At 65.3% G+C, this 17233-nt stretch carries 16 protein-coding genes and 1 pseudogene; 5 read left to right on the top strand and 12 right to left on the bottom strand.

The window, feature by feature from the left end:
• The first annotated feature begins 193 nt into the window (after nucleotides 1-193).
• Complete coding sequence (locus ABIB91_RS08115; protein ID WP_354167558.1) at nucleotides 194-1129, top strand: arginase family protein; 936 nt, start codon at nucleotides 194-196, stop codon at nucleotides 1127-1129.
• On the opposite strand, the gene ABIB91_RS08110 is transcribed toward ABIB91_RS08115, so the two are convergent.
• The 3 genes from ABIB91_RS08110 to ABIB91_RS08100 all read right to left on the bottom strand — a co-directional run bounded on the left by ABIB91_RS08110 (nucleotide 1126) and on the right by ABIB91_RS08100 (nucleotide 4708).
• Nucleotides 1126-3378 carry a CHASE3 domain-containing protein gene (locus tag ABIB91_RS08110; RefSeq protein WP_354167561.1) on the bottom strand — a complete coding sequence of 751 codons (2253 nt, stop codon included), beginning with the start codon at nucleotides 3376-3378 and terminating at the stop codon, nucleotides 1126-1128. The two genes, ABIB91_RS08115 and ABIB91_RS08110, sit on opposite strands and share 4 nt — an antisense overlap.
• Nucleotides 3375-3797 carry a response regulator gene (locus ABIB91_RS08105; protein WP_007591637.1) on the bottom strand — a complete coding sequence of 141 codons (423 nt, stop codon included), beginning with the start codon at nucleotides 3795-3797 and terminating at the stop codon, nucleotides 3375-3377. The genes ABIB91_RS08110 and ABIB91_RS08105 overlap by 4 nt, the downstream gene beginning before the upstream one ends.
• Nucleotides 3798-4036: 239 nt before the next feature.
• Nucleotides 4037-4708 carry a BA14K family protein gene (locus ABIB91_RS08100; protein WP_354167565.1) on the bottom strand — a complete coding sequence of 224 codons (672 nt, stop codon included), beginning with the start codon at nucleotides 4706-4708 and terminating at the stop codon, nucleotides 4037-4039.
• Nucleotides 4709-4955: 247 nt separating this feature from the next.
• Between ABIB91_RS08100 and ABIB91_RS08095 the strand changes: the two genes are divergently transcribed.
• Nucleotides 4956-5363 (top strand): NADH:ubiquinone oxidoreductase subunit NDUFA12, encoded by a 408-nt coding sequence (locus ABIB91_RS08095; protein WP_354167568.1) that lies wholly within the window; start codon nucleotides 4956-4958, stop codon nucleotides 5361-5363.
• A 360-nt stretch (nucleotides 5364-5723) separates the two neighbouring features.
• Here the strand turns inward: ABIB91_RS08095 and ABIB91_RS08090 are convergent, their stop codons facing one another.
• The gene (locus ABIB91_RS08090; RefSeq protein ID WP_354167571.1) at nucleotides 5724-6371 is read right to left on the bottom strand and encodes a glutathione S-transferase family protein; all 648 of its coding nucleotides are present in this window, start codon (nucleotides 6369-6371) and stop codon (nucleotides 5724-5726) included.
• A 126-nt stretch (nucleotides 6372-6497) separates the two neighbouring features.
• A complete protein-coding gene (locus ABIB91_RS08085; protein ID WP_354167574.1) occupies nucleotides 6498-7184 on the bottom strand; it encodes a DJ-1/PfpI family protein in 687 nt (228 codons plus the stop codon).
• Between the two features lie 91 nt (nucleotides 7185-7275).
• On the opposite strand from ABIB91_RS08085, the pseudogene ABIB91_RS08080 reads away from it, so the two are divergent.
• A pseudogene (locus ABIB91_RS08080) lies at nucleotides 7276-8216 on the top strand (GlxA family transcriptional regulator).
• A gap of 164 nt (nucleotides 8217-8380) precedes the next feature.
• Nucleotides 8381-8557: a hypothetical protein gene (locus ABIB91_RS08075; RefSeq protein ID WP_018454491.1), complete on the top strand. Its 177-nt coding sequence runs from the start codon at nucleotides 8381-8383 to the stop codon at nucleotides 8555-8557.
• Between the two features lie 61 nt (nucleotides 8558-8618).
• Here ABIB91_RS08075 and ABIB91_RS08070 read toward each other — a convergent pair whose 3' ends face one another.
• Both ABIB91_RS08070 and lipP1 read right to left on the bottom strand, forming a co-directional pair.
• Nucleotides 8619-9635 (bottom strand): Na+-dependent transporter, encoded by a 1017-nt coding sequence (locus ABIB91_RS08070; protein WP_354167577.1) that lies wholly within the window; start codon nucleotides 9633-9635, stop codon nucleotides 8619-8621.
• Between the two features lie 13 nt (nucleotides 9636-9648).
• A complete protein-coding gene (gene lipP1, locus ABIB91_RS08065) occupies nucleotides 9649-10596 on the bottom strand; it encodes a LipP1 family hormone-sensitive lipase (RefSeq protein ID WP_354167580.1) in 948 nt (315 codons plus the stop codon).
• A gap of 206 nt (nucleotides 10597-10802) precedes the next feature.
• Between lipP1 and ABIB91_RS08060 the strand changes: the two genes are divergently transcribed.
• Nucleotides 10803-11849 carry a DUF2155 domain-containing protein gene (locus ABIB91_RS08060; RefSeq protein WP_354167583.1) on the top strand — a complete coding sequence of 349 codons (1047 nt, stop codon included), beginning with the start codon at nucleotides 10803-10805 and terminating at the stop codon, nucleotides 11847-11849.
• A 61-nt stretch (nucleotides 11850-11910) separates the two neighbouring features.
• Here ABIB91_RS08060 and aat read toward each other — a convergent pair whose 3' ends face one another.
• The 5 genes from aat to accC all read right to left on the bottom strand — a co-directional run bounded on the left by aat (nucleotide 11911) and on the right by accC (nucleotide 17173).
• On the bottom strand, nucleotides 11911-12591 hold the full coding sequence (gene aat / locus ABIB91_RS08055; protein WP_354167586.1) for a leucyl/phenylalanyl-tRNA--protein transferase: 681 nt from the start codon (nucleotides 12589-12591) through the stop codon (nucleotides 11911-11913).
• Between the two features lie 51 nt (nucleotides 12592-12642).
• Nucleotides 12643-13758: a sensor histidine kinase gene (locus ABIB91_RS08050; RefSeq protein ID WP_354167589.1), complete on the bottom strand. Its 1116-nt coding sequence runs from the start codon at nucleotides 13756-13758 to the stop codon at nucleotides 12643-12645.
• Nucleotides 13755-14195, bottom strand: a complete 441-nt coding sequence (locus ABIB91_RS08045; RefSeq protein ID WP_007591617.1) for a response regulator — start codon at nucleotides 14193-14195, stop codon at nucleotides 13755-13757. Before ABIB91_RS08045 ends, ABIB91_RS08050 begins: the two co-directional genes overlap by 4 nt.
• Nucleotides 14192-15709 (bottom strand): sensor histidine kinase, encoded by a 1518-nt coding sequence (locus ABIB91_RS08040; RefSeq protein ID WP_007591615.1) that lies wholly within the window; start codon nucleotides 15707-15709, stop codon nucleotides 14192-14194. Before ABIB91_RS08040 ends, ABIB91_RS08045 begins: the two co-directional genes overlap by 4 nt.
• Nucleotides 15710-15814: 105 nt before the next feature.
• Nucleotides 15815-17173, bottom strand: coding sequence for an acetyl-CoA carboxylase biotin carboxylase subunit (accC, locus tag ABIB91_RS08035; RefSeq protein ID WP_007591613.1), 1359 nt, complete (start codon nucleotides 17171-17173; stop codon nucleotides 15815-15817).
• Nucleotides 17174-17233: the final 60 nt, after the last annotated feature.

Here is a 17233-nt window from a genome sequence, read left to right as displayed (position 1 = left end):
ACAAGCCGCGGATCACGCCCAAGGTGGGAGCTTCCGCTTTGCCTTGGTAAGCCCGACGTTTACGAGGTCACGTCCTAGGCGAGAGCGGCTTCGACCGTTCGGCTCGGCGTCAGGCCAAGAGCAAGTCAGGAACTGGTCCAAGCGTTGCGGATTAGCTCTGTCGCCCGGACTGAGTGCCCCTATCGAGACGGTTATGGCGAGCGAGCGCAATACATTCCTCGGCGTCGCGGCGTGCGACCTTGCTCTGCCTGTTCCGCTGACTCTTGGCGAAGCCGACATTGTCATCTTCGGAGCTGCGGATGCCACGCCGCATTTGAAGGGCAGGACCAGCCATGCCGCGAACGGCCCAGCGGCCATTCGCAATGCGTTGCGCGTTTACCAGACCGACCTTGCCAGGTGGGATTTCGACCAGGACGGAATCCTGCTCGACCCGGAGCAAATCCGGGTCGTTGATGGCGGCGATCTTGCCACGTCACCCGATGCCCCCGAGCAAAACCGGAATGCAATCAGGACGGCCACCAAAAAGATCCTGAGGTCCGGCGCGGTACCCATGCTGCTCGGCGGAGATGATTCAGTGCCCATACCGTTCTTCGAGGCGTTCGAAGACATGGGCAAGCTGACCATCCTGCAGATCGACGCGCATCTGGATTGGAAGGACCGGCGCGACGGCTCAGCACATACTTTTTCCAGTACGATGCGGCGCGCCAGCGAGTTGCCTTGGGTCGAACGCATTGTGCAGGTTGGTTTACGTGGTATCGGTGGCTCGGGCCTGCAGGAGCTCAGTTGCGCGCGGAATTGGGGCTCCAGGATTTTTACAGCACGAGAGGCCAAAAGCCGGGGCGTTCATGCCGTCCTGAGTGCAATCGGGGAAAACGCGAATTGCCTGATCACGATCGACTGCGACGGCCTGGATCCGTCCGTCATTCCGGGTGTGCTTCTTCCGCAACCTGGCGGCCTGTCCTATTTCGACGTCATAGACCTGATCGCGGGCGTCGCCTCGAAGGCCAGAATTGTCGGTCTCGATCTGGTCGAATTGGTGCCGGAGCGTGATCTGCAGAATATTGGGGCGATCTGCGCAGCGCGGATCATCTGCAACGCCATTGGATGCGTTGCCAAGCACAAACGCTAGCCGGCCATCCCGCCGCCCAGCGCCTTCCTGATCATCTCGGCGAGTTGGTTGCGGCGGTAGGGTTTTGTCAGGAGCATGACGCCGTCGTCGAGCTTGCCGTGGTGGACGATGGCGTTGTCGGTGTAGCCGGAGGTGTAGAGCACCCTCACGCCGGGGCGGATCGTCGCCACCTTGTCCGCGAGCGCGCGCCCGCTCATGCCGCCGGGGATGACGACGTCGGTGAACAGCAGATCGAACGGCTGGCCGGCCTGGATCAGCTCCAGCGCGGCCTTGCCGTCGGGCGCGGCGACGGTCCGGTAGCCGAGGCTCTGGAGCTGCACGGTGACGAAGTTGCGCACCAGCGGGTCATCCTCGACTACGAAAATGGTCTCGGCGCCGCCTTCCGCCTGCGGCGTCGTGGCGGGGGCCGCCTCGACCATGCCTTCGCCCGGCGGCAGATAGAGCTTGATCGTGGTGCCGTGGCCTTCCTCGCTGTAGATCTTGATGTGCCCGCCGGATTGCTTGACGAAGCCGTAGACCATGGAAAGGCCAAGGCCGCTTCCCTTGCCGACCTCCTTGGTGGTGAAGAACGGCTCGAACGCCTGCTGCTGCACCTCGGCCGGCATGCCGGTGCCGGTGTCGCTGACGGCGAGCATCACGTAAGGGCCGGGCCGCACGTCGGGATTGTTTTGCGCATAGGCCTGGTCGAGCACGACCCGGTGGGCCTCGAGCAGCAGCTTGCCGCCGTTCGGCATGGCGTCGCGGGCATTGATGGCCATGTTGAGCAGCGCATTGGTGAGGCGCGACGGATCGATGTGCGCGGTCATCTGCCCCTGTTCGAGCACGGTCTCGATCTCGATCTGCTCGCCGAGGGTGGGGCGCAGCAGTTTCGCGATGTCCGCGACCGCGGCGTTGATCTCGACGTTGCGCGGCTGCAGCGGCTGCCTGCGCGCAAAGGCGAGCAGATGCTGGATCAGCTCGGCGCAGCGTTCGGCGGCCTCGTCGATCAGGCGCGCCACGCGCTGGAGCTCGGGCTGCTGCTTCAGGCTTGCCACCAGCGTCTCGGTATTGCCGGAGATCACGGTCAGCATGTTGTTGAAGTCGTGCGCGACGCCGCCGGTGAGCTTGCCGATCGCATCCAGCTTCTGTGACTGGTACAATTGCCGCTCGGTCTCGCGCGACGTGGTCGCGTCGTGATAAACCAGCACCGCGCCGGAGACGTTGCCTTGCCCGTCCAGCATCGGCCGGCCGCTGATCATGAGATGGCGGGAAGGATTGCCGCTGTGCGGGCGGACGATCATCTCCATATTCTCGAACGGCTCGCCGCGCAGCACGCGTGCCGACGGCAGCTCGTCGGGCTTGAGCGGGGTGACGCCGTCGCCGTGAAACACGCTGGACAGCGCGCGCAGATTGCGCAGGTTCATGCCGGTCCGGTGCAGCAGCATGCGCTCCGCGGCGGGATTGGACAGAAGGACATTGCCTTCGGCATCGATGACCAGCACCGCCTCCGCCATGCTGTGAAACGTGCTCTGGAGCACGTTGACCGACAGACGCAGCTCGTCATGCGCGGTGACCAGATGCTCGGTGCGCTCGGCCACTGCGGCCTCGAGCTGCTGCTTGGCGGCCGTAGTCTCCAATAGCGTGCTCTTGAGTGCTCCCTCGGTGCGCCGGCTCTCACGCATCATCATCACGACCAGCAGCAGGATCACCAGCGCGCCGGCGACGTCGATGCCGAGCAGCACGATGCCGGTGCGGCGCGAATCCTGGGAGCGCGCCGCGAGCAGTCGTTCTTCCTCTGCGCTCAAATGATCGAAATTGCCCATCACCGTGTCCATGAGGCCACGGCCCTCGCCCTTGCCCTGGACCGCGGCAATCCCGGCCTGATCGTTTCCGGCGCGCAGGCGCATCACTTCGGCGGCGATCTCAATCCGGCGCAGCGCCAGCGGCTCGGTGCCCTCGAGCAGCGCGACATGTTCGGGAGTGTCGCGCACGCTGCGCTTGAGATCGGCGAGTGCCGGTGCGATCCGGGCGTGCACCGCCTGGAATTCTTCGCTGAAGCTCGGGTTGCGATAGATCTCGTAGCCGCGTGCGGCGCTCTCGGCACTGCGCATCAGCACGCGCAGGTCGGAGATCTTCTTCAGCACCTCGACTGTATGATTGACCCAGGCCGCATCGGACCGTGACTTGACGTCGAGGCCAATCGAGGCTGCGGTGATGATCAGGAGGATGGCAAGTCCAGCACCGAGAATGACGCGCTGCGTTGGGATCAAGGGGCTTCTTTCTTGTCCTTCGGCTGTGAGCCATCGCCCGGCTCGGCGATGCATTCCCGGATCGTGGTCAGCAGCGCGTCCGGCGTGAACGGCTTGCGCAGGCAGCGGGTCGCGCCGAGCTCCAGCGCCATCCGGAGGAAGTCGGGAGAGGGCGAGGCGGACGACGCGAAGGCGTAGCCGGACATCGCGATCAGCGGAACCGCCGGCGCGCGCTCGTGAAAGATGCGAATGGACTCGAAGCCGCGCATGTGCGGCATGAAGATGTCGACCAACATCACGTCGAAATTCTGAGTTTCGAGCGCAGCCAAACCCGTTTCTCCGCCGTCAGTCAACGTGACGTCGAAGCCCTGACGTTGGAGGAGGACCTCGATGGTCGCACCGACCATCGGATCGTCATCAACCACGAGAATGCGCGGCATGACACTTCCCAGTCATCGAAGTCCCCACAGCCAAGTTGATACAGGTGAATCGCGCGTCGGGTCAATTTGGGATTGGATAAGGGTAGATATGCACGGTGCGGTGAATAGAGGTCCACTCGCATCGATTATGCGCGGCATCGCCGATGACGAATACGAGGCGAGCGACACAGGTGACGTGCCTGAATGAAAAAAGCGCCGCATCGCTGCGACGCCTTCTTCTTCAAGTGCTGCAGGTCGTGTTACGGGCAGGGATGACGCTGGCCGTCATAGCCGAGATAGGTGCCCGACGCCGGATCGTAGGACTTGTAGCGCTGCGCGCAGTAGCCCGCGGAATCGCCACCGCTGTCGGGCACGACTGCCACTGACGGTTCGTCATAGTAGCTGTCGCCATAGTAGTAGGGATCGTCATAATACCCGCCGCCGTAATAGGCGTAGGAGCCGAGTCCACCGATCGCAGCACCCGTTGCGAAGCCGGGCCAGAAGCCGCCGCCGTGACGATGATGCCACGGACGACCACTCCAATTGCCGCTACCGCCCTGCCAGTTGCCCGCAGTCGCGACGCTGCGTGTCCCGCTGTAGGACGGCGAGAAGGCCGGTCGGCTCGCCATGCCGCCTACGAAGCTGCCACCGCCGGGACGTACCGCTGCGCCGGCGGCGAAATTGCCACCGCCGCCGCCGATCCTCGCGCCGCCGAAATTGCCGCCGCCCATGCGGGCACCGCCACCACCAAAGTGAGCCCCGCCACCACCGAAGTGAGCGCCGCCGCCGCCGAAGTGGGCACCGCCACCTCCGCCGCCAAAGTGTGCTCCGCCTCCGACCGCTGCAGCCCGACTCTGGGCGAAGCTCGGCGTCGCCAACGGGAGAACCAACGCCACTGCCGCAGCCGCGCTCAAGACTTTCAGACTTTTCATGATCAAAACTCCTTTTCCCGGAAGCAAACCCCATGAAAGGGCCGGAGTTCCTGGGATCACGGGGGTTTGCGTGCGACGAAAAGTTCTCATGGCGACGCTGTATCCGGCATGAACGGATCGCGTCCGATTTGCGGCAGCGTTCCGTGCCGGTAGACCGCATCTGCAGCGGGGCACCGCCGCCCGCGCCGAACTGGACATTTCGCCGTCCGGATGGCATCAGGACCCGACGAAGCAGGGCCCTTGCCGCATGAAACAGTTCTTCCTCAAGTTTTTCACCTGGTGGAATGGCCAGACGTTTGGCACCCAACTCTGGACCAAGCGCTATGGCGAGCTGGTCGGCCAGGACGAGCAGGGCAACCTCTATTATCGCACCCGTGGCGGGGTGATCGACCCGACGCTCGGCTTCGAGCGGCGCTGGGTGGTCTATAACGGCTACGCCGAGGCCAGCCGTATTCCGCCGTCCTGGCACGGCTGGATGCATCACACCGTCGACGTGCCGCCGACGCAGGACAATTACCAGCCGCGCGAGTGGGAAAAGCCGCACCAGCCCAATCTCACCGGCACGGTCAACGCCTACCGTCCCTCGGGCTCGACGCTCGTCAGCGGCAAGCGGCCGAAGGCGACCGGCGACTACCAGCCCTGGACGCCCAGCTAGGCTTCCGATCCCCTCTGACTCCTTGTCGTGGGAGTGGATGCACCCGCATCCGCCTCGCTTTGCTGTGGACAGCGGGAACAGCGGGGATGAGTCCCGCGCGCTGATTGCAGCCACGCGAGCGATGCGGCTCAATGGTCGCATCTTACGGAGATGGGAGACCATCGCGTTCGGTTCGGGCAACAGTTCGCGACTGTCCCGAAATGCAGCGGCCGCCGACCAGGACTCGATCGGGAGATAGGCCCCCGGTCTGGAAGCTCCGAAATCGCCCGATGAAATGTGCAGCCGCCGTAAGACAGGAAAGGCCGCTCGGGAAACCGGGCGGCCTTTTTCTTTGATCTGCTTTTCGGCTGGCGCGGCCGCTCAAAGATAAAGCCGCGGTGAGTTGCCGACCGGCATCATCTGATAGGGGGCCTTCCAGCCAGGCAATTCGGCGATACGCCGGCGCCAAGCATCAATGGCCGGAAATGCCGTGGCAAGATCAAAACCTGTCTCCTCGGTTGGATAGTATAGGTAACCAAACAGTGAGAAGTCGACGATGGTCAGCCGGTTGCCCAGCATGAAGCTGCGGTCGGAGAGGTGCCTGTCCACGATCGAGAAGGCGCTTTCGGTCCGAGTTCGCAGATAAGCGAGCACTACGGGATGAGCGGGCTCCGGCATGAAGCAGCGCTGAAACCGGTGCTGCGCAAAGCTCGACGTGAATTTGTGGTTGTCAAACAGCAGCCAGCGCGTCGCCTCGAATGCTTCCTCGGGCGTCGGGCCGTACATGTCGTGAGTCTCGGCAAGCCAAGCCAGGATCGCACCCGACTGACTCATTCGCCGGCCATCGACCTCGAGGACGGGGACTTCGCCCATGACGTTGGTCGCGGTCCGCCAGTCCGGTGTGCGGGTTTCGCCGCCGGCGAAGTCGACGCCGACCGGCTCCCAGTCGAGCCCGGCGCAGTTGAGGAACAGTGCGACCTTGAAGGAATTGCCGGAGGCTCCGACGCAGTGCAGCCGGTATCGGGCCATGGTCAGCTCCTCCTGTGCGCGCGGCCTGGGGCGGCCGTGGCTGTCAATCGCAGTCCGGATCGTCGCACCAGGCTCCTGACAGAGTCGTGTCAGCAGTGCCGCGCGCTGGCGACATGACGGCAGAGGCTAGTTCAACCGTTCCGCCGCCCGTTGGACGGCTTCGAGACGGCGGACCTGGTTCGGCGCGATCCGTTGCTTGACCTGCTCCAGCACGCCGGCTGACGCAGTATCCGGCGAACCGGAATTGAACGGAGGCGCCGGATTGTATTCGATCCCGAGCTGGATCGCTTCCGCCGTGGTGCGGTCGACCAGGATCGACACCAGCGTCAGCGCGAAATCGATTCCGGCGGTGACGCCGCCGCCCGTAACGCGATTGCGGTCGATGCAGACGCGCGTCTTGGTCGGCGTCGCGCCGAACTGGCCCAGCATCTCTATCGCGCTCCAATGGGTGGCGGCGCGGTAGCCCTTCAGGAGGCCGGCAGCGCCGAGCGCCAGCGATCCCGTGCAGACCGAGGTGACATACTTGGCGCCTTCGGCCTGCCCGCGCAGGAAATTGAGCACCTCCTCGTCATTGAGCAGATCGTCGGTGCCGCGGCCGCCGGGCACGCAGATCACATCGAGCTGCGGGCAACCGGCGAACGTCATGGTCGGTGTCAGCGTCAGCACGGTATCGCTCGGCACCGGCTCGATCCGTTTCCAGATCAGATGCAGCTTCGCGCCCGGCAGAGACGAGAACACCTGCAACGGGCCGGTGAAGTCGAGCTGGGTGACGCGCGGAAACACCAAAAGACCGATCTGGAGCGGGGACGACATGCGAGCCTCCAATTATGAGCTTGACGGACGCAGCCTCTCATGATGCCCTTCCGTCCAAAATGGCATATTTCCCTCGCTTTCGGACATGACCATGATCGGCATCCTAATCTTCCCGGACTTCCAGTTGCTCGATGCGGCCGGCCCGATCTCGGTGTTCGAGATCGCGGCGCGCTGCACGGGAAAGACGGTGACCGGGATCCGCGTGCTGGCGGTGAACGCGGGGCCCGTGCGCAGCTCGTCCGGCGTGGAGATGATGGCGCGCGATTTCAAGTCGGCGAATGCGATCACGACGCTGGTCGTGGCGGGAGGCGCGGGGGTGACGGATGCCGCGCGCTGCGAGGTCACGCGCGCCTTCGTGCAGCGGCTGGCGCGGCGCGGCGTGCGGGTCGCCAGCGTCTGCTCGGGTGCCTATGTGCTGGCCGAAGCGGGTCTGCTCGACGGCCGTCGCGCCACCACGCATTGGGGACGCACGCGGGATTTCGTCGCGCGCTATCCCAAGGTGAAGTTCGAGCCGGACCAGATTTCACGCGCGACGGCAATGTGTGGACGTCGGCAGGCATCACGGCGGGCATCGACCTTGCGCTCGCGATGGTCACGGAGGATCACGGCGAGCAGATCGCGCATGACACCGCGCGGCAGCTCGTGCTGTATCATCGCCGCAGCGGCGGCCAGTCGCAGTTCTCGTCACTTCTGGAACTGAAGACGCCGAACGGCCGCTTCGGTGCGCTGCTGTCCTGGGCGCGCGAGAACCTCGACGCCCGCTTGACGGTGGAAGATCTCGCCGACCGCGCCGGCATGAGCGCGCGGCATTTTGCCCGCGCCTTTGCCGCCGAGACCGGCACGACGCCCTCGAAGGCCATCGAGCGCTTGCGCATCGAGGTCGCGCGCGAGCGCGTGCAGTCCTCGCGCGAGGCGATCGAACTCGTCGCGGAGGCGACCGGTTTCCGCGATCCCGAGCGCATGCGTCGTGCCTTTATCCGCGCCTTCGGTCAGCCGCCGCAAGCGCTGCGGCGCGCGGCAAGGGCCGGGTAGGGAGAATCCCCCGATTTGGAGAGACCGCTTGAGCGGGTGAGCAGACTTGCATATTGCGCGGCATTCCGCCTTTTGGCCCGGAACGGACCTCGTCAAGCGAATGCACCCGTTGTAGACGATCTGTACAACACGTACCGTCGCCGACACCTATGCAAGGAACTCCAATGACCGATCGAGAAAAGATTCTGATTGCCCTTCGCGAAAAACCTCTGAAGACTTTCGAAGTCATGAAGCGCGTCAACATCAAGAATCAGGACGACTGCCAATCGCTCCTGTTGAAGATGCGTGACGAAGGCGCCGTGAAGTTCGATATTCACAAGGGCCATTGGCGCGCTGCGTGACGACATTCGCTTGGTCACCAGCGGCCTCGCGATGGCAGAGCTGACAAGACTTGCGTGTTGTTCAGCCCGATGCGGCCTTGCCGCCGGTCGCCGCGGCGCCCGAGGCCTGTGCGCGCGCCGTCAAGCGCCGCGCGATCGGCATCAGCATGTAGGGCGCCAGGTGAATGGGAAACTGCGTCATCGCGAAATAGAGCCAGGTGGTGGGCGGCAGCGTGCCGGCGGTCGCGGCGAGCATCAGGCCCAGATTGCGCTGTGACACCATCAGCCCGAGCGCCAGCGCGCGCTCATAGCCGATGCGGCGGAACAGCAGCGTGGTCACGGCGAGCAGCGTGAAATAAATCGCGAAGGCGAGCGCTGCGAAGCCGATGGTGGAGACCGGCCGGGCGACGAGATCGCTCGCGACGTCGCCCATGATCGCGGTCGCGAAGACCAGCAGGATGACGATGTTGAAGCCGTCGATCGGCTGCCTGTGGCGCTGGATCGCGGCCGCACCGAAGATGTGTCGGATCACAGTCGCCGCCAGCAGCGATGCTGCGAGGATGCCGAGCAGCTTCAGCCCCAGCGCAGGCGGCGAGATGCTGAGCATGCCATCGAGGAACAGGCTTGCGAACAGCGATGCCGTGAACGGCACCAGCGCGGTCGCGATCACCAGCGTGACCAGCACCAGCGTGGCGTCGAGGCCCATCAGCGCGGCCAGCGCCGGCGCGGCCATCATCGGCGAGGCCATGCTCTGCAGCATCAAGGCCAGCGCAAGGTCGGGCGCGCGCGCCGTGAGCCCGGTGACGTGGACGATCAGCCCGACGATCACAGGCACGCCGATCATGGTCCAGACGGTCGCGGCCGCCACCAGCGCCGGCCGGCGCAGATGGCCGGTGAGCGCGGCGAGATCGACCCGCATGAAGGAGATGCAGAGCAGAACGAAGATCGCCTCGGTGACGTAGGGGCGCAGCAACGCCCCGAGCGGCGGCACGGCGAGCGCGATGAACACGACGGCCGCCACCGCGCGGGTGCCCTGACCGCCAAGCCATGTCAGCCCGCGCAGGGGGAGGGCGAAGATGCTTTGAAGAGCGGGCGTCATCGGGAATGGCGTCTCAGCCCAATCCTTTCAGCCACGTGCCGATCTCGCTCACGGCGACATTGGCCTCTCGCAGCAATTTTCCCATGGTGAAGAAGCCGTGGAACTGGCCGGGATAATGCTTGGTAGCCACGGGCACACCCGCTTGCCTCAGCCGCTCGGCATATTCGTTGCCTTCGTCGCGCAGGGGATCGGCACCGGCGGTGAGCACATAGGCCGGCGGCAGGCCGGCCAGGTTCGTCGCCCGTGCCGGCGAGGCGCGCCAGTCGTGGATATCGGCGGCGCCGTTGAGATAATGGTCGCGGAACCAGCGGATCACCGAATGTGTCAGCAGCACGCTGGTCTCGGCCTCGCTGTGGGAGCCATGCGTCATGGCGAAATCGGTCGCGGGGTAGATCAGCAACTGGCCCGCGATCTCGGGACCGTTGCCATCGCGCGCGGCGAGCGCGACGACTGCGGCGAGATTGCCGCCGGCGCTGTCGCCACCGATCGAAAGCCGGGAGGCGTCGATGCCGAGTTCGCGCGCGTTGGCAGCGACCCATTTGGTCGCGGCGATCGCGTCATCAATGGCGGCGGGAAACTTGTGCTCGGGCGCGAGGCGGTAGTCCACCGAGATCACGATCAGCGCGCCGGCGTCGGCGAGCTGGCGGCAGACGACGTCATGGGAGTCGAGATCGCCGATCACCCAGCCGCCGCCGTGGAAGAACACCAGCGCCGGGGACAAGCCATCATGCCGGCGCGGCTCTTTCGGAACATAGAGGCGTGCGGGAATGGCGCCGTGCGGTGCCGGGATCGACAGCGGCGTGATGCGTGCGAGGTCCGGTGGCTCGGGATTGGTCGCAAAGCGCGCCTGCGCGTAGTAGGCCCGCGCTTCCGGCGCGGTCAGGCTCTCGTAGGCGGGCGGGCCGGCCTCCTGGAAGGCCTTGTAGACGGCGGCGGCATCGGGATCGAGCACAACGGGCATGGGAAGCGACCTTGCGGGTTTCTGATTGTTCGTTGGACGTCGTTTTCGGGGGCGATGCCCGCCTGACCCCTGGGAGGAGTGCTCGACTATCCCATCCGGCGGCCGATCTGGCCAGACCGGGCCGGGAAGGGCAGGGGTGCCGCCCTTCCCCCGCCGTATTCGCCGTGTTAACCGGATGGCCTGCGAGCGGCGGTATCCCCTGTAGAATGTCCAGCAAGCCCGATTCGCTGTTGAAGCCGCGCGAGATGTTTCGAACATTTACTCTGACAGGTCTTGCGGCGCTTCTGGCCGCCACCGCACTGACGGCTGCGACGCCGGCGCAGGCGCAGATCGGCACGATCTTCTCCGATCCGCCGCCGCTGCGGCCGCCCGGTAACATTCCGCGTGGCCAGCCCCAGCCGCAGCCGCAGATTCCCGATGACGACGAAGAGGTGCCGGAGCTGCCGCCGCAGGGCCGTGTGCTGCCATCGCGTCCGATGGCGCCGCCGCCGGGTCGGCAGGGCAATGTGATGCCGGGGCCTGTCGAGACCCAGCCTCTGGCGCCGCCGCCCGGTTCTAGCGCCGCTCCGCCAAACCAGCCGCCGCCCGTCGCGGTCGCTCCGCCCAATCCGCAAGGCGCCCCGGGTGCGCCCGGTCAGCGCCAGCCACAGCAGAAGGGCGGGCCGGGCGGCGCTGTCCCGCAGACGCCGGCGAGCCTTCAGCCGGGCGACGAGGTCGTCACCGAGCCGCCGGCCCAGAAGATCGTGAACAAGAAGGCGACCTTCTCCGGTCTGGACAAGATCACCGGGCGCATCATCAATTTCGACGAGGAGATCGGCGAGACCGTGCAGTTCGGTGCGCTGCGCGTCAAAACCGACGCCTGCTACACGCGGCCGGCGACCGAGGCCGCCAACACCGACGCCTTCGTCGAGGTTGACGAGATCACCTTGCAGGGTGAGGTGAAGCGCATCTTTTCGGGCTGGATGTACGCGGCAAGTCCGGGCCTGCACGGCGTCGAGCACCCGATCTACGATATCTGGCTCACCGACTGCAAAGAGCCGCAGCAAACGATTGCGACCGCGGCACCGGATCCCGGCACCAAGCCGGCAGCACCGCCGCCGCCCGCGCAGAAGAAGGCCGCGCCCAAGCAGGTGCAGCAGCGTCCGCCGCAGCAATTGCCGCCGATCCAGCAGCAGCAGCCGGCACCGCCGCCGCCACCTCCGCCGCCCGAGCAGCGGCCGGGTCTGTTCGGTATTCCCGGGTTTGGCCGCTAGGCCAAATCCCCAGCGTTTGGTCGCTAGGCCAATCGCCCCGGGTTTGGCAGGCAATTGCTGATTATTGCCGCGCGGCGATGATCTCGAGCGCGCGTGCACCCGGGATCGCTTCACCGGCGGGGAGCCTCAGGAAATCGCCGGGCTCGCCCGCGAGCGCCTTGTCGAGCAGCGCGGTGTAGCGCCGCCGCGAAATCTCGGCCGCGCCGAAACTCTTCAGGTGCTCGGTGACGTACTGGGTGTCGAGCAGCTCGAAGCCGCCATGGATGAGCCGCGCGACCAGATGCACCAGCGCGACCTTGGAGGCATCGCGCACGGTGTGGAACATGCTCTCGCCGAAAAAAGCCCGGCCCAGGCTGACGCCGTAGAGCCCGCCGACGAGGTCTTCGCCCTGCCAGGCCTCGACGCTGTGGCAATGGCCGAGCTCGTACAGCCCGCCATAGAGGTCGCGGATGCGCTTGTTGATCCAGGTGTCCTCGCGCCCGGCCTGCGGCGCGGCGCAGCCGGCGATCGTGGCCTTGAAGGCGGTATTGACGGTCACACGAAATGAATCCGAACGCACGGTGCGTGAAAGCCGCGAGGCCACGCGAAATCCGTCGAGTGGGATGACGCCGCGCAACTCGGGCTCGACCCAGAACAGGGTCGGATCATCGGCGCTTTCGGCCATCGGAAAGATGCCGCAGGCATAGGCGCGCAGCAGCACGGCTGGCGTGATTTCAGATGGGGCAGAGTCGCGCGAAGTCATGGCTCGCGACAATAGCAGGATCGCAATGCGGTTGCGATGGGCGGGAGCGGATCAGTTCGCTGCGGCAGCAGCCGGCTTGTCGGCGGCAGCCGGGACACGGCGGAACCTCAACATGATTCGGGTTCCGGAATGGGTGGGGTCGCGCTCGACCGAAGCGTCGAGCTTGCTGGCCATGGCGGCGACGATACGCTGGCCCATGCCGGTGGAACGCGGATCGGCCTTGACGTTGTCGCCGACGCCATCGTCGCTGATCGACAGCAGGAGATCGTCGCCCTGCGAGGTCAGCTCGACATGGATCGGGCCGGCGCCGTCAGGGTAGGCGTATTTCACCGCGTTCATCACCAGCTCGTTGACGATGATGCCGACGGCGACCGCACGGTCCGGATCGATCTCGATCGGTTCGGCCTTCAGCGTCAGGCGCGACATCCGGTTGCCCTCGGCCGAGCGGCGCAAGTCCTCGAGCAGCGAGTCCAGATACTGGTTCAGGACCACGCTCTTCAGGTCCTGCGAGGTGTAGAGGCGGCGGTGCACCTGTGCGACCGCGGCGACGCGGCCCATCGCATTGGTCAACGCAGCCTTGACCTCGTCCTGCGCGGCGGAGCTGGCCTGCAGGTGCAGCAGGGAGGCGATGATCTGCAGCGAGTTGCCGACGCGGTGGTTGACCTCGCGCAGCAGCAGCTCGCGTTCGGCCGCAAGAGCAGCGTAGCGGTCGCGCGAGGCATGGATCTCGGCTTCGGCTTCCTCGCGGGCTTTCTGCAATTCGGCCTGGCGCAGCGCGCCCTCGGCCGCGACGTGAAGCAGGGGGATGAAGTCGCCCTTGACGTCCTTGACGAGATAATCGGCCGCGCCCGCCTTCAGCGCCGTCACCGCGATGCTGGAATCCTGCGACGCCGTGACGAAGACCACTGGCGGCGCGCCCGGGATCGCCATGATCTGCTCCAGCGTCTCCAGTCCGTCGAGGCCTGGCATGTACTGATCGAGCGCGACGACGTCGATGCCGCCGTCAATGCTGTCCTGCGCACCCGCGCGGCGGATGAGCTCGAGGCCTTCCTCGCCGCTCGCGGCGTGAACGACCTTGAAGCCGCGCCGTGTCAGGCCGCGATCGACCAGGCGCGCAAGCGCCCCGTCGTCGTCGATGTAGAGCAATGTGGGCATGCGCTGGTTCATGAGGCGGCGGGCGGGACCTGGATGACCGAGAAGAACAAGCCGAGCTGCCGGATGGCATTGGCGAAATTCTCGTAGTTCACGGGCTTCGTGATGTAGACGTTGCAGCCGAGCTCGTAGCAGCGTTTGATTTCCTGGGAATCGTCGGTGGTGGTCAGCACCACCACGGGCGAGGCCTTCAGATATTTGTTCTCCTTGATCTGCTTCAGAATGTCGATCCCGGTCATGTCGGGGAGGTTGAGATCGAGCAGGATCAGGAGCGCATTGCCCTTCTGCACGAGCCCGCTGCCATCGGGGCCGAACAGATGTTTCATCGCGTCCGTGCCGTTGGCAAAGGAGATGATCTCGTTGTTGACGCCGGACCTGCGGATGTTCCGCTCGATCAGCCGCGCGTGTCCTTCGTCGTCCTCGATCATGATGATGCTGACGGGTTGGGTCATTGATCCGCGTTCCGGTTGCTGGCGTTCCAGGTGATGGGCAACGTGATGGTGAAGGTACTGCCCGTATTCAGTTCCGATGATACCGACATGGTGCCGCCGAGGCGACGCACAAGTGCACGCACATGCGCAAGACCGATGCCCTGACCGGGCTTGTCCTGGGTTCCGGCGCGGCGAAACAGGTCGAAGATCCGCTGGTGGTCCTTGGGGTCGATGCCGCGGCCGTTATCGCTGATCTCGAAGATAGCGTAGCCGAGCTTGGTGCGCCCGCGAATTCTGATCTCGCCGGCGACGCCGGGCTTGAGATATTTGATGGCGTTGTCGATCAGATTGGAGAAGATCTGCTCCAGCGCTAGGCGGTCGCTGACGAGATCCGGCAGCGGCGCGACATGGATGTCCGCCTGCGCCTCGGCGGCCTGATGCGCCAGCGTCGACACGATCGCTTCGATCAGTTCGCGCGTGTCGATCTTCTGCGGCTGGAACTCGCGCCGGCCCTCGCGGGTGAGATTGAGGATCGCCGAGATCAGGCGGTCCATCTTGGCGATCGACGACTTGATGAAGCCCAGCGCTTCGGAAAAATCCTCTGACAGCTGCTTGTCGGGACCTTCGAGCGCGATCTCGCCGTCCGGCAACGGCGGCCCGTCGGCCGGGACATGGGTGAGGCTGCCGATACGGCGGAAAATGTCGCCGCCGAGCTCTTCGAGCTCGCTGGTGAAGCCCATGATGTTGACGAGTGGCGAGCGCAGATCGTGGCTGACGATATAGGCAAAGCGCTGGATCTCGTTGTTGGCTTCGCGCAGATCGCCCGTGCGTTCGTCGACCACGGCCTCCAGATTGACATTGGCATCGCGCAGGCGTCCCTCGGCATCGTCGCGGGCAAGGGCCGAGCGCCGCACCAGCCAGATCGAGATCAGGGCCAGCAGCACGACGAGGCCGGAGCCGATGCCGGTCATCGACGCGGCCAGGGTCTGGCTGTGGTCCGAATTGACCGTTCGGAGCCGGAACAGCCGTTCTTCTTCCTGGATCATCCCGGTCGCGACATTGGCGATCGCAGCCGTGGTGTCCGTGGAGGCGATCTCGCGGACCAGTGCTGCGGCCTTCTCCGGCTCGCCCTTCCGGATGAAATCCATCTCCTGCACGAACTGGCCGAGCCTGGTCTCGATCGCCGCGCTCAGCTTCTCGATGCTTTGGCGTTGCTCCGGATTGTCGCCGATCAGGCGCGTGAGCCTGTCGAGAGCCGGGATGATCGCTGCCACGGCCTTGTCATGGTCGACCTTGAAATCCTCGCCTTGTGTCAGAAGGTAGCCCCGGGCGGTGCTCTCGGCGCGGCGGATTTCCAGCAGGAGCGCGTTGATCTGGTTCTCCGCCTCGATGGTGTGAATCACCCATTTGCTGTCGTCTCTCGCCTTGTTGACGAGGTAGACGGAGCCGGCGCTGATCACGGTCAGCACCAGCAGTCCCGCTGCGAACAGCAGGATCTGCCAAAATGTACGCCGTCGCTGCGCGTCAGCGATCACGACGGTCTCGCTCGATCAGGATTGCGGACTTCAAAATGCCCCCTCGGAACTGTCCCCATCGTGCCAAACGCGATTGGGGCCAAAGGGTTCCATAGGCAGGGACGGCTACTTCGGGGCGGGTTCCGCCTTGCCGGCAAGATATTGTTCCAGCCAGTGGATGTGATAGTCGCCGTTGATGATGTCGTCTTCGCGCACCAGAGCGCGGAACAGCGGCAGGGTGGTCTCAATGCCCTCGACCACCATCTCGTCCAGCGCCCGGCGCAGCCGCATCAGGCACTCGCCGCGGGTCTTGCCGTGCACGATCAGCTTGCCGACCAGCGAGTCGTAATAAGGCGGGATCGTGTAGCCCTGATAGACTGCGGAATCGATCCGCACACCGAGCCCGCCGGGCGGGTGATATTGCGTGATGCGGCCGGGCGAAGGACGAAAGGTCTCCGGATTCTCGGCGTTGATGCGGCACTCGATCGCGTGGCCGATGACCTGGACCTCTTCCTGCTTCGCCGGCAGGTCGCCGCCGGCGGCGATGCGGATCTGCTCCAGCACGAGGTCGATGTCGGTGATGCTCTCGGTGACGGGATGCTCGACCTGGATGCGCGTGTTCATCTCGATGAAGTAGAACTCGCCGTCCTCGAACAGGAATTCAATCGTGCCGACGCCGAGATATTTCATCTCGCGCATCGCCTTGGCGCAGGTCTCGCCGATCTTGGCGCGTGCAGCCGCGGTCAGCACGGGCGAGGGGCCTTCCTCCCAGACCTTCTGGTGGCGTCGCTGCAGCGAGCAGTCGCGTTCGCCAAGGTGGATCGCGCCGCCGCGGCCGTCGCCGAGGATCTGAATCTCGATGTGACGCGGCTTCTGCAGATATTTCTCGAGGTAGACAGAGGCATCGCCGAAGGCGGATTTGGCCTCGTTGGCCGCCGTCGACAGCGCGACCTGAAGATCGGCCTCGCTCTCGGCCACCTTCATGCCGCGACCGCCGCCGCCTGCCGCGGCCTTGACCAGCACGGGGAAGCCGATCTTCCTGGCGATCGCCATCGCGTCGTCGTTGGGGCCGACCCCTCCGTCGGAGCCGGGCACCACGGGAATGCCGAGCTTCTTGGCCGTCCTCTTGGCCTCGATCTTGTCGCCCATCAGGCGGATGTGCTCGGCCTTCGGGCCGATGAAATGCAGATTATGCTCGGCGAGGATTTCGGCGAAGCGCGCGTTCTCCGACAGGAAGCCGTAGCCGGGATGCACGGCATCGGCCCCGGTGATCTCGCAGGCCGCGAGCAGCGCGGGCACGTTGAGATAGCTGTCCTTGGACGCCGGCGGCCCGATGCACACGCTCTCGTCCGACAGGCGCACATGCATGGCATCGGCGTCGGCCGTGGAGTGCACGGCGACGGTCGCGATTCCGAGCTCCTTGCAGGCCCTGAGGATGCGAAGGGCGATCTCGCCGCGATTGGCTATGAGGATCTTGTCGAACATGGTGTCCTTATTGGACTGACGCGCGGAAAGCGGCGAGGGCGATGAGACCGCCCTCGACCG

The organism is Bradyrhizobium sp. JR4.3 (assembly GCF_040547695.1).
Lineage (GTDB): Bacteria > Pseudomonadota > Alphaproteobacteria > Rhizobiales > Xanthobacteraceae > Bradyrhizobium > Bradyrhizobium canariense.
The sequence above is the reverse complement of the archived record's forward strand: the minus strand, read 5'-3'. Positions and strand labels throughout refer to the sequence as shown.

Bases quoted from the DNA above. Each gene is read 5' to 3' on its own strand.
- ABIB91_RS08115 (WP_354167558.1), top strand. From the start codon at position 194: ATGGCGAGCGAGCGCAATACATTCCTCGGCGTCGCGGCGTGCGACCTT.
- ABIB91_RS08105 (WP_007591637.1), bottom strand. From the start codon at position 3,797: ATGCCGCGCATTCTCGTGGTTGATGACGATCCGATGGTCGGTGCGACC.
- ABIB91_RS08100 (WP_354167565.1), bottom strand. From the start codon at position 4,708: ATGAAAAGTCTGAAAGTCTTGAGCGCGGCTGCGGCAGTGGCGTTGGTT.
- ABIB91_RS08095 (WP_354167568.1), top strand. From the start codon at position 4,956: ATGAAACAGTTCTTCCTCAAGTTTTTCACCTGGTGGAATGGCCAGACG.
- ABIB91_RS08090 (WP_354167571.1), bottom strand. From the start codon at position 6,371: ATGGCCCGATACCGGCTGCACTGCGTCGGAGCCTCCGGCAATTCCTTC.
- ABIB91_RS08085 (WP_354167574.1), bottom strand. From the start codon at position 7,184: ATGTCGTCCCCGCTCCAGATCGGTCTTTTGGTGTTTCCGCGCGTCACC.
- ABIB91_RS08075 (WP_018454491.1), top strand. From the start codon at position 8,381: ATGACCGATCGAGAAAAGATTCTGATTGCCCTTCGCGAAAAACCTCTG.
- ABIB91_RS08070 (WP_354167577.1), bottom strand. From the start codon at position 9,635: ATGACGCCCGCTCTTCAAAGCATCTTCGCCCTCCCCCTGCGCGGGCTG.
- lipP1 (WP_354167580.1), bottom strand. From the start codon at position 10,596: ATGCCCGTTGTGCTCGATCCCGATGCCGCCGCCGTCTACAAGGCCTTC.
- ABIB91_RS08060 (WP_354167583.1), top strand. From the start codon at position 10,803: ATGTCCAGCAAGCCCGATTCGCTGTTGAAGCCGCGCGAGATGTTTCGA.
- aat (WP_354167586.1), bottom strand. From the start codon at position 12,591: ATGACTTCGCGCGACTCTGCCCCATCTGAAATCACGCCAGCCGTGCTG.
- ABIB91_RS08050 (WP_354167589.1), bottom strand. From the start codon at position 13,758: ATGAACCAGCGCATGCCCACATTGCTCTACATCGACGACGACGGGGCG.
- ABIB91_RS08045 (WP_007591617.1), bottom strand. From the start codon at position 14,195: ATGACCCAACCCGTCAGCATCATCATGATCGAGGACGACGAAGGACAC.
- accC (WP_007591613.1), bottom strand. From the start codon at position 17,173: ATGTTCGACAAGATCCTCATAGCCAATCGCGGCGAGATCGCCCTTCGC.